This is a genomic window from Sphingobacterium sp. 18053, from assembly GCF_902706145.1.
GTDB classification, from domain to species: domain Bacteria; phylum Bacteroidota; class Bacteroidia; order Sphingobacteriales; family Sphingobacteriaceae; genus Sphingobacterium; species Sphingobacterium paramultivorum.
The window spans coordinates 622,607-637,083 of record NZ_CACSJW010000002.1; the positions used below are offsets into that span (position 1 = coordinate 622,607).

The 14,477-nt window shown below is 39.5% G+C and carries 14 protein-coding genes; 6 read left to right on the forward strand and 8 right to left on the reverse strand.

Going from position 1 to position 14,477, the window contains the following annotated elements:
- Positions 1–17: 17 nt before the first annotated feature.
- Together sufC and sufB are read right to left on the reverse strand one after the other, a co-directional pair.
- Positions 18–776, reverse strand: coding sequence for a Fe-S cluster assembly ATPase SufC (gene sufC / locus GVK91_RS06505; RefSeq protein WP_046673119.1), 759 nt, complete (start codon positions 774–776; stop codon positions 18–20).
- 62 nt (positions 777–838) lie between these two features.
- Entirely contained in the window at positions 839–2,290 is a 1,452-nt protein-coding gene (sufB, locus tag GVK91_RS06510; RefSeq protein ID WP_153844457.1) for a Fe-S cluster assembly protein SufB, read from the reverse strand.
- Between the two features lie 332 nt (positions 2,291–2,622).
- Between sufB and GVK91_RS06515 the strand changes: the two genes are divergently transcribed.
- Entirely contained in the window at positions 2,623–3,093 is a 471-nt protein-coding gene (locus tag GVK91_RS06515) for an Lrp/AsnC family transcriptional regulator (protein WP_046673117.1), read from the forward strand.
- 126 nt (positions 3,094–3,219) lie between these two features.
- On the opposite strand, the gene ung is transcribed toward GVK91_RS06515, so the two are convergent.
- Complete coding sequence (ung, locus tag GVK91_RS06520) at positions 3,220–3,894, reverse strand: uracil-DNA glycosylase (RefSeq protein WP_153844458.1); 675 nt, start codon at positions 3,892–3,894, stop codon at positions 3,220–3,222.
- Between the two features lie 221 nt (positions 3,895–4,115).
- On the opposite strand from ung, the gene GVK91_RS06525 reads away from it, so the two are divergent.
- A complete protein-coding gene (locus GVK91_RS06525) occupies positions 4,116–4,655 on the forward strand; it encodes a hypothetical protein (RefSeq protein WP_075990263.1) in 540 nt (179 codons plus the stop codon).
- Positions 4,656–4,722: 67 nt separating this feature from the next.
- On the opposite strand, the gene GVK91_RS06530 is transcribed toward GVK91_RS06525, so the two are convergent.
- Together GVK91_RS06530 and GVK91_RS06535 are read right to left on the reverse strand one after the other, a co-directional pair.
- Positions 4,723–5,187 carry a hypothetical protein gene (locus GVK91_RS06530; protein WP_153844459.1) on the reverse strand — a complete coding sequence of 155 codons (465 nt, stop codon included), beginning with the start codon at positions 5,185–5,187 and terminating at the stop codon, positions 4,723–4,725.
- A 65-nt stretch (positions 5,188–5,252) separates the two neighbouring features.
- Complete coding sequence (locus GVK91_RS06535) at positions 5,253–5,735, reverse strand: DUF4293 domain-containing protein (protein ID WP_075990265.1); 483 nt, start codon at positions 5,733–5,735, stop codon at positions 5,253–5,255.
- Between the two features lie 193 nt (positions 5,736–5,928).
- Between GVK91_RS06535 and GVK91_RS06540 the strand changes: the two genes are divergently transcribed.
- Positions 5,929–6,450, forward strand: coding sequence for an acetyltransferase (locus GVK91_RS06540; RefSeq protein WP_153844460.1), 522 nt, complete (start codon positions 5,929–5,931; stop codon positions 6,448–6,450).
- On the opposite strand, the gene GVK91_RS06545 is transcribed toward GVK91_RS06540, so the two are convergent.
- The 3 genes from GVK91_RS06545 to murF form a co-directional block, all read right to left on the reverse strand.
- Entirely contained in the window at positions 6,451–8,214 is a 1,764-nt protein-coding gene (locus tag GVK91_RS06545; protein ID WP_159727529.1) for an ABC transporter ATP-binding protein, read from the reverse strand. It abuts the gene before it with no gap.
- A 24-nt stretch (positions 8,215–8,238) separates the two neighbouring features.
- Positions 8,239–8,994, reverse strand: a complete 756-nt coding sequence (gene truA, locus GVK91_RS06550) for a tRNA pseudouridine(38-40) synthase TruA (protein WP_182330612.1) — start codon at positions 8,992–8,994, stop codon at positions 8,239–8,241.
- 331 nt (positions 8,995–9,325) lie between these two features.
- Positions 9,326–10,627: a UDP-N-acetylmuramoyl-tripeptide--D-alanyl-D-alanine ligase gene (gene murF, locus GVK91_RS06555; protein WP_153844462.1), complete on the reverse strand. Its 1,302-nt coding sequence runs from the start codon at positions 10,625–10,627 to the stop codon at positions 9,326–9,328.
- Between the two features lie 315 nt (positions 10,628–10,942).
- Between murF and GVK91_RS06560 the strand changes: the two genes are divergently transcribed.
- From GVK91_RS06560 to GVK91_RS06570, 3 genes are all read left to right on the forward strand, one after another.
- Positions 10,943–11,908 (forward strand): pectinesterase family protein, encoded by a 966-nt coding sequence (locus tag GVK91_RS06560; RefSeq protein ID WP_159727531.1) that lies wholly within the window; start codon positions 10,943–10,945, stop codon positions 11,906–11,908.
- 101 nt (positions 11,909–12,009) lie between these two features.
- On the forward strand, positions 12,010–12,471 hold the full coding sequence (locus GVK91_RS06565; RefSeq protein WP_159727533.1) for a glycosyl hydrolase family 28-related protein: 462 nt from the start codon (positions 12,010–12,012) through the stop codon (positions 12,469–12,471).
- A 7-nt stretch (positions 12,472–12,478) separates the two neighbouring features.
- Entirely contained in the window at positions 12,479–14,395 is a 1,917-nt protein-coding gene (locus GVK91_RS06570) for a glycoside hydrolase family 88 protein (protein WP_159727535.1), read from the forward strand.
- The last annotated feature ends 82 nt before the right edge of the window (positions 14,396–14,477 follow it).

Consider the following 14,477-nt stretch of genomic DNA (forward strand, 5'->3'; position numbering starts at 1 on the left):
TTTACTCAGGTAAAAGATTAGGCGTTTTGTGTATCATATTCTTTTAACCAATCGTATCCTTTTTCTTCGAGCTCCAAAGCCAATTCTTTAGGTCCCGATTTCACGATACGGCCATTGTACAATACGTGAACAAAATCTGGAACGATATAATCCAACAAACGTTGGTAGTGTGTAATAACAATAAAAGCATTGTCTTTAGAGCGCAATTGATTCACGCCATTTGCAACGATACGAAGTGCATCGATATCCAAACCAGAATCTGTCTCATCCAAAATAGATAATTTCGGATTCAACATCGCTAATTGAAAAATTTCGTTACGCTTTTTCTCACCACCGGAGAATCCTTCATTTAAAGAACGGTTAGCCAAATTAGCCGAAAACTCAACCAATTTTTGCTTGTCTTTTACCATTTGTAAAAATTCCTTCGCTTCCATTGGAGGAAGGCCTTTATACTCACGAATATCATTTACAGCTGTTTTCAAGAAATTGATATTCGATACGCCCGGAATCTCAACAGGATATTGAAAAGCCAAAAACAGCCCTTCACGTGCGCGGTCCTCAGGTGAAAGATCCAATAAATCTACACCGTCCAATAGTGCAGAACCTTCACTTACTTCATATGATTCACGTCCTGCCAATACATTACCTAATGTACTTTTACCAGCACCATTTGGTCCCATAATCGCATGAACTTCTCCAGCTTTTACTTCTAGGTTTAACCCTTTTAATATTTGTTTGTCTTCTACAGACGCATGTAAATTTTTAATGCTTAACATTTTATTCGTATTGAGTATGGTGTAATGTAGCGTCATAAACTACATTCCCAATGATTTTTTATCTATCCTACTGAACCTTCTAATGAAATTGCCAATAATTTTTGAGCTTCTACAGCAAACTCCATCGGCAATTGATTTAATACTTCCTTTGCATACCCGTTGACAATTAAACCAACAGCTTTCTCAGAATCGATCCCACGTTGATTCAAATAGAATACTTGGTCCTCACCGATTTTGGAAGTAGTCGCCTCATGCTCTAATTTGGCTGTCTTATTTCTATTTTCGATATAAGGGAATGTATGTGCCCCACATTTATCGCCGATCAATAAGGAGTCACATTGTGTAAAGTTACGTGAGTTGTCTGCATTTGGACCGATTTTCACTAAACCTCTATAACTGTTGTGGCTCTTACCGGCAGAGATACCTTTAGAAATAATTTTAGATTTCGTGTTTTTACCCAAATGAACCATCTTCGTTCCTGTATCAGCTACCTGATAATTACGTGTCATGGCTACAGAGTAAAACTCGCCAATAGAGTTATCACCCTTTAAAATCACTCCGGGGTATTTCCATGTAATTGCAGAACCAGTTTCTACCTGTGTCCAGGAGATTTTACTGTTATCACCCTTACAGATTCCACGCTTGGTTACAAAGTTATAAATACCACCTTTTCCATCTTTATCACCAGGGTACCAGTTTTGCACGGTAGAATATTTAATATCAGCATCGCGTTCGGCAATCAATTCAACCACTGCAGCATGCAGCTGGTTTTCATCACGCATAGGTGCAGTACATCCCTCCAAATAAGAAACATAAGCGCCCTCATCTGCAATGATCAACGTGCGTTCAAATTGTCCGGTATTCTGTGCATTGATACGGAAATAGGTCGATAATTCCATTGGACATCTAACGCCTTTTGGAACGTAAACAAAGGATCCATCCGAAAACACTGCAGAATTCAACGCTGCATAAATGTTATCTGTCTGTGGAACTACTGTACCCAAATATTTTTTCACCAGGTCAGGATGCTCTTGCACAGCCTCACCAAATGAACAGAAAATAACACCTTGTTCTTTTAATTTCTCACGAAACGTTGTTTTGACAGATACCGAGTCAAAGACAGCATCTACCGCCACAACTCCTGCCAATATTTTTTGCTCATCCAAAGGAATCCCCAATTTTTCAAAGGTAGCAATCAACTCAGGGTCAACCTCATCAATCGAATTAAGCTGTGGTTTTGCTTTCGGGGCTGCATAGTAGGAAATCTCTTGAAAATCAATTTCAGGAGCTTTGAAATTCTGCCAAGTAGGCATTCTTAACGTCAAGAAATGACGGAAAGCTTTTAATCTCCATTCCAATAGCCATTCAGGTTCATTCTTTTTTGCCGAAATAAAACGAACCGTATCCTCAGTAAGGCCTTTGGCTGCAATTTCCATCTCGATATCTGTCGTGAACCCGTATTTATATTCTTCGAGCTCCAGCTCTTTTAACAAATCGTCGTCTTTAGTACTCATATTGCGCTCTCACGGTTTAACTAATTTGGGAGGGCTTCACCTCCGCACCTATCGAACTGCAAAGTTACAATTTCAAAGCCAATAAAACAGCATTTAATAGCACCATACGAAGGCATTTTTAATAAAAAAATGACATTTATCACTCCATTTCATTAAAATGAGCACATTTCAATCGATTATGACAGTCAAATGATTTTACATCGATTAAAATTATAACTAAACAATCATAATATAGCTAAAATCTATTAATCATCAATAATTTTGTATATTTTTAAATTTCCAAATATAATTTTGTATATTTACAAATACTATTGATTATTAAGACTTAAGATATGCCCTTTGCACCGGATAAAACAGATTTAAAAATTCTTAAACTATTACAAGAGAATGGTCGTATAACTAATTTGCAACTAGCATCTAGCATCGGACTATCTCCCGCACCAACTTTAGAGCGTGTGCGAAAACTGGAAAACTCTGGCTTCATCAAAAGTTACCATGCTTTTGTAGACGAGGAGAAACTGGGACTCGGAATAAAATCGTTTATCCAGATCTCACTCGATTTCCATACACATAACGCTATCCCTGAGTTTGTTGCTGCTGTCAAAATGATACCCGAGGTGACCGAATGCCACCACGTCACAGGCAATTGTGATTTCATCCTCAAGGTTTACGTAAAAGATATCAAAGCTTATGAAGGCGTCATCATGGAAAAAATCTCCAAAATACCTTTTGTAAAGACATTCCAAACCATGATGATTATGTCAACCAGCAAAAAAGAACCAATTATTCCTTTAGAATATTAAGCGAATAGAATATTAAGCGAAGGAATAAGCCCAATCAAAAATATCATTACCGGAATCTCGCTTTTGGACGTATTTGCTCCATGCGACGATCACCGGCAATGATGTTTATTTAACTCAAGACAAAACTTAAACCAGGCGCCAATCAATTGGGTCTTTACCATGTTCCATCAAATATTGGTTTGCGCGTGAAAAATGCTTACTACCAAAAAAACCACGATAGACAGACAACGGTGAGGGATGAACCGCCATTAGTATAAGATGCTTCTTAGCATCAATAAGCACACTTTTCTTTTGGGCATAACTTCCCCACAACAGAAATACCACATGTTCACAACGCTCCGAAATGGCATGAATAATACTATCTGTAAAAATCTCCCAACCTTTCTTCTGATGTGAACCAGCTAAATGCGCCTGTACTGTCAATGTCGCATTCAACAACAACACCCCCTGCTTGGCCCAATACGTCAAATCGCCAGCATGCGGCTCAACAAAACCGGGTATATCGTCTTGTAATTCCTTAAAGATATTTTTTAAGGATGGCGGCAAAGCAATCCCTTCTGGCACAGAGAAAGACAAGCCGTGCGCCTGCCCATCATTATGGTAAGGATCCTGCCCCAATATAACTACTTTTACCTGATCCAATGGCGTCAGCTTAAAAGCATTCATCACTAGATCTGCCGGTGGAAACACTTTCGTTTTCTGCCGCTCTTCTTGCACAAAAGTAGACAGCTGTTTCATATAAGGCTGACCAAACAAAGGCTTTAGCACAGGAGCCCAAGAATCATCGTATTGCTTTTCCATACCCCAAACATAGATAAAGTTGCATATAAAGGCAAATTTATCCACATAAGCTCTTCTTAAGGGACTACAGCAAAAAACACGAGCACATCTCGTTTATCCATATCCTCTTCAGGGGAAAAACACATTTTTACAAAATAACCACCTGAACGAGTTGCTTAAACGGTGAAATTAACGGATATTTGCAGAATTAAATTGAATACAAATATTTTAAACAAAGATTTATGTCAAATCTCGTTAGAATCATTATTTGCAGTGCATTGCTTATCGGAACAGTTGCCTTATTCTGGACCGGAAATTGGGGATGGGGAATCTTAGGTATCTTGATCACGATCTTAGGTTTTGTTACTGTATTTTTCCACGAATATATGCTGATTGCGCAATGGTATATGCGTAAACAAAATATGGCCGCAGCTGAAAAATGGCTACGTAAAATCACCAACTACGAAAAGCAATTGATCCCACAACAGCACGGTTACTACAATATGCTGATCGGATTGATCGAATCACAACGTGCACCTATGCAATCCGAAAAATATTTTAAGAAAGCATTGGCATTGGGTCTACATATGGACCATAATATCGCCTTAGCAAAATTGAGCCTAGCCGGTGTAGCCATGGCTAAGCGCAATAAGCGTGAAGCCGAAAAACTTCTTCAAGAAGCTAAAAAAGCAGATAAAAATAAATTATTAGCTGATCAGATCAAAATGATGAAAGACCAGATGGGCATGATGGACAAACAGCAGATCAGATACAATCGATAATATTGAATAATCAAAAAAAGCTTCGAAGTATAACTTCGAAGCTTTTTTTGTCAAGAGCCAAAATCTATTATTTCTTTAATGAAATAGGAACTTCCAAAAATTCACCCTCCTCTGTACTGCTCTCAAATACCAGTTTAATCATAACCGGCTTATCCGTTTTCTTCCAATCCTTTACAATCACCTGTATATCCACAGGCTTATCTTCTTCCAGCAAATAGTGCAGATAATTCTGCTTATCTTCAAATTTAACCAAAACATTTCCCATCTGAATCATTGAAAAGAAATGGGGCTGTTTCTTCTGATCCAACACTTGGGTGGAAAAGGTGTTCATTTTATATTCCCGCGGATCGGTACTATAAGATGTCGCAAACAAATTGATCACCAATTCATTCTTACCCTCATCGAAGTGAAATTCCTTTACATCGAATTGAATATCGTCAACAACCAGCAATGAATCTGCTGACTGAGCCTTTACAAGCCCACCTCCAAGAAAGAGCATCAAGACAACAACATATCTAAAAAAAACATTCATATCATATTACTTAAAAAAGCCACGAAGACCGTGGCTTTGACTATTATTGTGTTATCGTTTCAAAATTACGCCCGCAACCGATCGGCAGATCGGATTAACTTTTCATCTTTACGTACTCCACCCATAGCTAACGCACAGAAAATAATCGAAATTGGCAACAAAAAGAAACCTACCCCGATATTCCCGGCACCTAAAAACTGGCTCACGGTGGCAAGATGAGTACTTGCAGAAGAGTATAACCAGATTGCAAATAAGATGATCGCCACAATCTCTACCCATATAAGCAAAAGTTGAACTTTACGCTTTTTAAATTTAAATATCGTAAATAGCGGAAGCCCTCCCAATAACACGGTCACCACAGTCTGGAGAATATAACCAAATCCCCCCTCATGTACCGACTGGCCAGCAGCAACACTATACACACCAGTCACCTTCACATTTTTTCCTAAACCCACTAAATCGCTATAATTAACATAGGGAAATAGAAACAAGCCGAATATGACTAATCCTGCTATCAGCAAATAAACAGTTTGGATACGTTGAATCATAGTTTAATTTTTGTATATCAACAAACTTAGATAAATTGATTTTTATATGCAATATAATTGCGACCGAAAAAACAATCAACCTTACAACTCATTAAACACAAAAACAATCAAACCTTACATTTTGTTGTATTTTTTTACATCATACCAAATGGCTTCTTTTTAGAAAGCTTTATCTTTGCGAAAAAAAAATACCATGTTATACATATACGGAGCAACCGCTCATGCTAAAACTGCGGTAGATGTAGCAGAAGATTTAGCGATTGAAATTGGCGGTCTTATTGACAAATCGCTACTAATTGAAGATGTATTTGATTACGAGGTTCAACTTCATCATGAATCAAAAGGCACGGAAGAAAATTTCTTTGTCGCAGTCAAGAATCCTGGTCTTCGCCAAAGGATTGTGTCAGAAAACACAAACTGGAACTTCCAGACCCTCATCCATCCTAAAGCCTACGTATCAAAAAGAGCCGAAATTGGTGAAGGCACCATTATTCTCCCTGGCGCTTCGATCGCTCCAGATGTACAAATAGGCAACCACTGCGTTATTGCCGGTTCCGCCGTTATCGAAAGTAATACCATAATTGAAGATTTTGTCAACATCGGACCAAATGTCTCGATCGGAGCAAACGTTCTAGTAGGCCGCGGTTCAGAAATTAAAGCAAATACACGTATCGAAGACGAAGAAACTATCCCAAAAGAAAGTATAATCGCTTAATTAAATCCCCGCGGAATGAAACTGCAAATCGTATAGTTTTTTATAATAACCATCAAAAGATAGCAATTCCTGATGCGTTCCGATTTCCTTGATTTCGCCTTTATCCAACACAATAATCTTGTCCGCCTTCTGAATGGTGGACAAGCGGTGGGCAATAACAATCGATGTTCTTCCTTTCATGAGGTTATCAATTGCATGTTGGATCATTTCTTCCGTTTCGGTATCTACCGAAGAAGTCGCTTCGTCCAAAATAAGAATCCGAGGATCGTGTACCAAAGCCCGTATAAAAGAAATCAATTGTGCCTGCCCCGCAGATAAGGTTGCTCCCCGCTCTTTCACATCATAATCATAGCCCCCAGGCAGTCGCATAATAAAATCATGCGCGCCCACTTCTTTTGCTGCCTCGATTACCTGTTCTCTAGATATCCCAGGATCACCCAATGTGATATTATTGATGACGCTATCCGAGAAGAGGAATACATCCTGCAATACCGTCGAAATGGTATTTCTCAGATAATCGAGATCATAATCCCGGATATTACGGCCATCCAATAGAATTTCACCTTTATTGATTTCATAAAAACGGCTCAGAATATTAATTGTAGAAGATTTTCCGGCACCAGTAGCCCCAACTAAAGCTAGAGTCTCGCCCGGATTAACTTTAAAGTTAACATCCTTTAGAACCCAGTTCTCCTCATTATAGGCGAACCAAACATCGCGAAACACAATCTCCCCTTTGATGTGTGCAGGTTCCAACGTCCCCAAATTTGGTGTCTTTTCATCGGTGTCCAAAACTTCAAAAATACGTTCAGCGCTCACCATACCCATTTGAAGTGTATTGAATTTGTCAATAAGTTCCCGAATGGGCCTAAAGATCATATTGATATACATGATAAAGGCCACAACTACACCCGGAGAGATCACATCACCCATAATTTGTTTGGAACCAAACCACACCAATAATCCCAAAGCAATGGCCATGATAATTTCCAAAACAGGAAAAAAGATAGAGAAGTACCAATTGGTTCGAATATGTGCATTTCGATGTTGTGCATTAATTTCTTTAAACTTATCCATTTCCTGCTTTTCACGCGCAAAATATTGGATAATACCGACTCCCGTAATGTGTTCCTGCAAAAAGGTATTTAAATTGGAAACCCATTTCCTCACATCAATAAAAGCAGATTTCATCGCCTCTTTAAAAACGTAAGTTGCCGCTACCATCAAGGGCATGGGTATTAAAACAATCAATGTCAGCTTCCAATCGGAGTAAAACATCACAACCAGAATAACAACCAGCTGCAATAAATCACCGACAATCTGGATCAAGCCCTCAGAAAAAATATTGGAAAGAGTCTCCAGATCAGAAATGGTACGTGTAATCAGTTTTCCCAACGCCGTACGATCAAAATATTTTAGCCTGAGTTGAACAATGTGGTTAAATACCTGAATCCGGATATCGCGGATGACCGACTGCCCCAGGGTATTTGTCATTAGGGTATGGTAATAACGAATCAAGGTTTGCAGAATAACCAATGCCAACATCGCTATCAGCATGAGGGACAAGCCGCTTGTATCGAAGTTTAAAATATAGCTATCTAATGTATGCTGAATTAGCATAGGCAAAGCGGGCGCCACGGCGGCCAACAATATCGTTAGAACGACCGATATCCAAAATGACACATGGTAGGGCCGCATATAGCGACTCATGCGTTTCACTAAATTGATATCGTAGGTTTTACCAGTTATTTTATCTTGACTCACGTTAAATTCTATATCTATTAAATTCTATATATAAGGATATGCCACTTCTGTTAAATACAAACCATGTGCAGGTACAGAAACACCCGCTTTTCCGCGGTTTTTACTTTGAATAACATCTTGCATAAATGAAACGGACTTGCCTTTTATCCCTATTTCCAACGATGTCCCTACAATGGCACGCACCATATTGCGCAAAAAACGATCTGCAGTTATGTGAAAAACGAGATGTTGTTCAGTATGCCATACCCACTCGGCTCTACGAATATCGCAAATATTTGTAAACACCTGCGTATGAGACTTACTAAAGCATTCGAAATCTTGTTTACCCAATAAGAATTGCGCAGCTTCATTCATCTTTTCAACATCCGGACGATCGCGCATAAAACATGAATAGGGATAGATAAAAGGATCTTTATGAAAATGAAGATGGTATTCATATGATCTTTGTGTCGCATCGAAGCGAGCATGTGCTTCGGGTTCCACTTCGATCAAGCGCTTAACGGCCACATCAAAAGGCAATAAGGCATTGAGCGAATGAATAAAACGATCAGCTTTTTGCAGAATACCCACAGGAGCTGCATCAAAATGCGCATACAATTGCTTAGCATGAACACCTGTATCTGTACGGCCAGCCCCCGTTGTTTCAATGGGCTCCCGCAGCAGCGTTTCAAGCGCTTTATTCAGCACTTCCTGCACGGAAATTGCATTATTCTGAATTTGCCAACCATGATATCCCTGCCCGAAATAGGCTATTTCCAAAAAAAAACGTCTTTTATCCATTATACGCAACAAAGGTACGTTTTTCCAAATGAGCATCATTTCTTCGCGGAACGAATTTGCTCATTTTCATCATTATTTAATCCTTACATGACAAAACTAATTGTTTTGCACTTCCTTTTTACTCTAATCTGCTTGATGAGTAATTCGGTATCCAAAGGCACCAACGCTATAGCAAACTCCTACCATCTTCGCCCTGCGACCACGGTAAGTCCACCGTGAGTCCACGTTGAGTCCACCTTTTTAAGTACATTCAATGCGGGAGCACCATGCTGGCAATATGGTCGCACCCCGAACTTATCCCCTAGTTGTGCATAACACAGGGCTAAAAAGGCTATAGTAAATCGACCAGATTTTCAAAAGCCATGCCGCGTGATGCTTTCAATAAAACTGTGGCATCAGTTATCGGCTTTTCGCTGATTGCTTGTTTTGCTTCGGCAGTAGTTTCATAAAACTCACCACCTTCATACCGATGCGCGAAAAATTCTTTGCCGACAAAAATTTTGCGATCTGCCGGAATAGATCTTACGTTTTCAACAATTTTTTTATGTTCCTCAAATGATTCCGCCCCCAATTCAAACATATCACCTAATACCATAGCTTTCTTATCCGCTTCAATAATCCGGATATTATCCAGCGCAGCGGCCATGCTTGTTGCATTGGCATTATAATAATCGCAGATCAGCGTATTGTGGGCCGTCTTCATAATCTGCGAGCGATTATTCGTGGGTGTATAGCCTTCAATACCCCGATTGATCGCCTCGGAAGAAACGCCAAAATGCAGACCTACTGCAATTGCTGCAAGAAAGTTTTCGGTATTATAAGAACCTGTTAACTGTGTATCAATTACATAAGATTCGGCCATGCCCTTTTTTTGCCATTCAATTTGCAAAAGGGGATTTGCTTTAAGAAGCTTTCCAATCACGTCATTATCTTCCGAAAAACCATAAGTGACAATGTTAGCTATCTGGCGATCAGAAGCCATTTCTTTAAGGTGTGGATTATCGGCCTGCAAAAATAATACACCTTGATGGTCTTGCAGCCAATCGTATAGCTCACCTTTAGTTTTCTTCACTCCTTCAAAAGACCCAAAACCTTCTAGATGGGCTTTACCAACGTTAGAAATCAAACCATGTGTCGGTTCGGCAATTCCACATAACAAAGCTATTTCCTCCAAATGGTTTGCCCCCATTTCGATGATTGCCAGCTCAATGGAATCATCTATTGCCAATAGTGTTAAGGGAACACCAATATGATTATTCAAATTTCCTTTTGTCGCGTATGCTTTATACTTCTGTGAAACAACGGCATACAATAGTTCCTTCGTAGTCGTTTTTCCATTCGTACCCGTCACCCCAATAATTGGAATATGTAGCTGGTGTCTGTGGTAATTTGCAAGCTGCTGTAGTGTTTTTAAAACATCATCAACAAGAATATACGCTTCTCCTTTTCGGTAGGTCTCTTCATCAATAACAACATATTTAGCGCCCATTTCAAGTGCTTTCTCGGCGAAAGTATTCCCATTGAAATTAGCACCTTTTAAGGCGAAAAAAATACTATCCTTTTCAATTTTACGTGTATCCGTTGTAATATTTGGATACTGCTTATAAATCTGATAGAGCGATTGGATGTCCATGTTGAGAAATTTGTTGAACAAACTTAGAGAAATTGCTTTTTAAATGCAATACAATTGAACTCCATATAGACAATTTAGGACTCTTAATCGTTCTAAACATCCTTTTGTGGCTATATGAACTCAATCAAAGGTATCCAAAACACGCAATATTTCAAGATACAAGTGCACGCTTCATGCCATGGTAGCATGCTAGAATTGTCTTTTCAATCGGTTTGCGCAAACGTGACCGATAACGTTTGCGCATTTATTTTGATGGATTTCCTTTAAGGAAGGCTTTAATATTGGTAATTTCATTGACCAATTAAACAATTTGGAATGCGAACGATCATACTTTCCTTTTTTTTAATTCCTTTTTTTCTTTTTGCTGCGGAAGTAAAGAGTTATGATTTTGTCGTGGCAAAAGATGGTACGGGAAATTTCACAACAATTCAAGACGCCATTGATGCTGTCCCTGATTTTCGAAAAAAGGAAACGGAAATATATATCAAAAACGGGACATATCGCGAAAAAATCATCCTCCCGGGGAGCAAGCAGTTTGTTACATTAGTCGGTGAAGATAAATTTAAAACGATTATCAGTTATGACGATTATGCGCAAAAGAAAAATCGTTTTGGTGAAAAAATGGGTACTTCTGGCTCAGCAAGTTTTTATTGCTATGGGGACGATTTTACGTCCATAAACCTTTCTTTCGAAAATGGATCCGGCCCGGTGGGCCAGGCAGTGGCGGCATGGATCTCCGGAGACCGTAATTTGTTTCTCAATTGTCGCTTCTTAGGATTTCAAGACACCTTATACACTTTCGGGAAGGGAACAAGGCAGCTTTATTACCAATGTTATATCGAAGGTACTATAGATTTTATCTTTGGCGCGTCCACGGCCTGGTTTGAAAATTGTGAACTGCACTGCAAAAACAAGGGCTATATTACCGCAGCATCTACGCCCGAACAGGTAGATTTTGGTTATATCTTTAACAACTGCAACATCACAGGAAATAAAGACACAAAAACATGCTATCTGGGACGCCCTTGGCGACCTTATGCCAAAGTAATCTTCATGCATTGTAACCTTCCCAAATTTATTGAAGACAAAGGTTGGCACAACTGGGGCAAAGAGTCAAATGAGAAAACAGCTTATTTCGCAGAATATAAAAACAAAGGCGCGGGCTCAATGTCACAAAATCGTGTCAAATGGAGTTGCCTGTTAACAGATAGAGGGGCCGATAGCCTTAATTTCCAACGTGTATTCAAGGATTGGGTACCAAACCTTACATTTGATCGATAAGTAATGACCGGTAACGATTGCATAAGTTTTTCATCCAAGTTAGGGACAAAGAATGTACAATTGCTTTTACAAATAACCATTTTTAAACCAAAATGTAAAAAATGAATTCGTTTAAAAAGCACTATTCACGTACATTGAAATCCGCTCTTGGATTGTTTCTCGTGCTGCCACAGCTGTGTATAGCCCAAGAGCCTGCCCATCCTATCGTACAACAGGTCGAATTTAAGAAAGACACGTTAAATATCGGCAATTATGGCGCTAAAGGTGACGGTCAATTACTTAATACAGCGTCAATCAACCAAACGATCCATACGTGTAGCGAACATGGCGGCGGTCTGGTACTGATCCCTGCCGGAATTTGGTTGACAGGGCCTATTGAAATGCAGAGCAATGTAAACCTGCACCTCAAACGAGATACCGTACTGCTTTTCACCAAGGACTTTGATCAATATAAGCTTGTTGAATCTAATATCCATTTATCGAAATCCAACACAAGGACTGCCAAGAAGATCAGTCAATTTATAGCGGGAAGTACAGACAAATCCTTAACGATCAAAAATTAGGAACGCGATGAGAAAGTTATTTTTAATTCTTTTAAACCTTGCAGCACTTGTTCCATTTTCTGGATTTGGCCAACAAAAGCCTTTTTCTGAGCAGATGGCTAAAACTGTACTTGAACAGCTCTATCCGGATTCATTATTCAACAGGACCGACAAATTTCCAAAATGGTCATACGATATGGGGGTTATTTTTGAAGGCCTGACAGATGTGTGGCGCAATACGGCAGACGCTACCTATTTTAATTATATGCAATCGCGCATGGATGCTTATCTCAGCATTCCAGATTCGATTAAAAACTATGATGCATACGATTTCAATATCGACAATATCAAAAATGGCACCGCGCTATTAACACTTTACAAAGTAACCGGTAAAGAAAAATATCTAAAGGCCTGCCACCAATTATATGCACAGCTTCAAAAGCACCCTCGCACACATGAAGGTGGATTTTGGCATAAGAAAATTTATCCTTACCAAATGTGGCTAGATGGTTTGTACATGGGACAACCTTTTTATGCAGAATATGCAAGCCTAATGGATATTCCTGCTGCTTTTGACGATATCGCCAACCAGTTTAGCTACATGGAAAAAAACGCGCGTGACAAGAAAACAGGTCTGCTGTATCATGGCTGGGATGAATCAAGAAAGGAAAGCTGGTCAAACCCCAAAACAGGTTTATCGTCACACTTCTGGGCTAGGGGTATGGGCTGGTATGTAATGGCGCTTGTCGATATATTGGACTATTTCCCAGAAGAGCATCCACGAAGACAAGAACTCCTTGCAATCTTAAACAGAACGTTATCCGCAATTGTCAAGTATCAGGATGTCAAAACCGGCGTTTGGTATGACATTGTGGATCTGGGGACAAGAAAAGGAAATTACCTAGAATCTTCGGCCTCAAGTATGTTTGTATTTGCATTGGCAAAATCACTACGCAAAGGTTATATTCCAGCTTCATTTCAGAAAAATCTGGATCGGGGCTACCAAGGGCTTGTACAACAATTCATCACCCCTGCTGGAGAAAACCGTGTTAATCTCACAAAGACTGTTCAAGTTTCTGGTTTGGGAGGAAAAAATTATCGCGATGGCAGCTTTGCGTATTATATGAGCGAACCAGTCGTTACCAATGATCCCAAAGGAGTCGGTGCTTTTATCCTTGCCGCATCCGAAGTTGAATTTGCAAAGGAACAAAAGGGCAACAAAAGGCGCACTGTCACATTGGACAATTATTTCAACAACGAATATAAAAAGACTGCATCGGGGCAAATTAAACCCTACCACTATCTTTGGGATGGTGACGACAACAACGGGTTTTCCCTATTGGGTAGGGTATTTGAAAAAAATGGTGGTCAATTAAACACATTAAGAACAGCACCTACATTACAGAATCTCTCAAAATCCAACGTCTATATCATCGTAGACCCCGACACAGAGAAAGAAACTGAGCATCCGCATTTTATGAATGAAACCGACGCCCAACAGATTACGCAATGGGTTAAACAGGGCGGTGTACTCGTTCTTTTCTTAAATGATAGCGGCAACTGCGAAATCAGCAGATTCAATACCCTTGCACAAAAATTTGGCATCACATTCAATGAGGATAGTCGCAATCGAGTGAAAGGAAATGACTTTCAGACGGGAGCAATTGCTATTCCAAAAGGTAACGCCGTATTTCCGAGTACGGCAAAAATATATATCAAGGAAATTTCAACATTACAGGTAAACGCTCCAGCCCAAACATTGATTCAAGACCATGGTGATACCATCATTGCTACGGCAAAATATGGAAAAGGTACCGTATTTGCAATTGGAGACCCCTGGTTATATAATGAGTATACCGATGGAAGAAAGCTACCTAAGGAATATGAGAACTTTACTGCAGCGAATGATTTAGTACACTGGTTATTCAAACAGATCAACAACTAGAGACCATGAGAAAAATAAGTATTCTAAGTTTCATCGCGGTATCAGTGTTTCATAATTACTGTACAGGACAGACTGTGCGCAC

What these genes read in the sequence shown, in the direction of transcription:
- GVK91_RS06535 (WP_075990265.1), bottom strand. Translation starts at nt 5,735, where the DNA reads ATGATTCAACGTATCCAAACTGTTTATTTGCTGATAGCAGGATTAGTC.
- GVK91_RS06540 (WP_153844460.1), top strand. Translation starts at nt 5,929, where the DNA reads ATGTTATACATATACGGAGCAACCGCTCATGCTAAAACTGCGGTAGAT.
- GVK91_RS06515 (WP_046673117.1), top strand. Translation starts at nt 2,623, where the DNA reads ATGCCCTTTGCACCGGATAAAACAGATTTAAAAATTCTTAAACTATTA.
- GVK91_RS06565 (WP_159727533.1), top strand. Translation starts at nt 12,010, where the DNA reads ATGAATTCGTTTAAAAAGCACTATTCACGTACATTGAAATCCGCTCTT.
- GVK91_RS06530 (WP_153844459.1), bottom strand. Translation starts at nt 5,187, where the DNA reads ATGAATGTTTTTTTTAGATATGTTGTTGTCTTGATGCTCTTTCTTGGA.
- truA (WP_182330612.1), bottom strand. Translation starts at nt 8,994, where the DNA reads ATGGATAAAAGACGTTTTTTTTTGGAAATAGCCTATTTCGGGCAGGGA.
- GVK91_RS06525 (WP_075990263.1), top strand. Translation starts at nt 4,116, where the DNA reads ATGTCAAATCTCGTTAGAATCATTATTTGCAGTGCATTGCTTATCGGA.
- GVK91_RS06560 (WP_159727531.1), top strand. Translation starts at nt 10,943, where the DNA reads ATGCGAACGATCATACTTTCCTTTTTTTTAATTCCTTTTTTTCTTTTT.
- ung (WP_153844458.1), bottom strand. Translation starts at nt 3,894, where the DNA reads ATGGAAAAGCAATACGATGATTCTTGGGCTCCTGTGCTAAAGCCTTTG.
- sufB (WP_153844457.1), bottom strand. Translation starts at nt 2,290, where the DNA reads ATGAGTACTAAAGACGACGATTTGTTAAAAGAGCTGGAGCTCGAAGAA.
- GVK91_RS06570 (WP_159727535.1), top strand. Translation starts at nt 12,479, where the DNA reads ATGAGAAAGTTATTTTTAATTCTTTTAAACCTTGCAGCACTTGTTCCA.
- sufC (WP_046673119.1), bottom strand. Translation starts at nt 776, where the DNA reads ATGTTAAGCATTAAAAATTTACATGCGTCTGTAGAAGACAAACAAATA.
- murF (WP_153844462.1), bottom strand. Translation starts at nt 10,627, where the DNA reads ATGGACATCCAATCGCTCTATCAGATTTATAAGCAGTATCCAAATATT.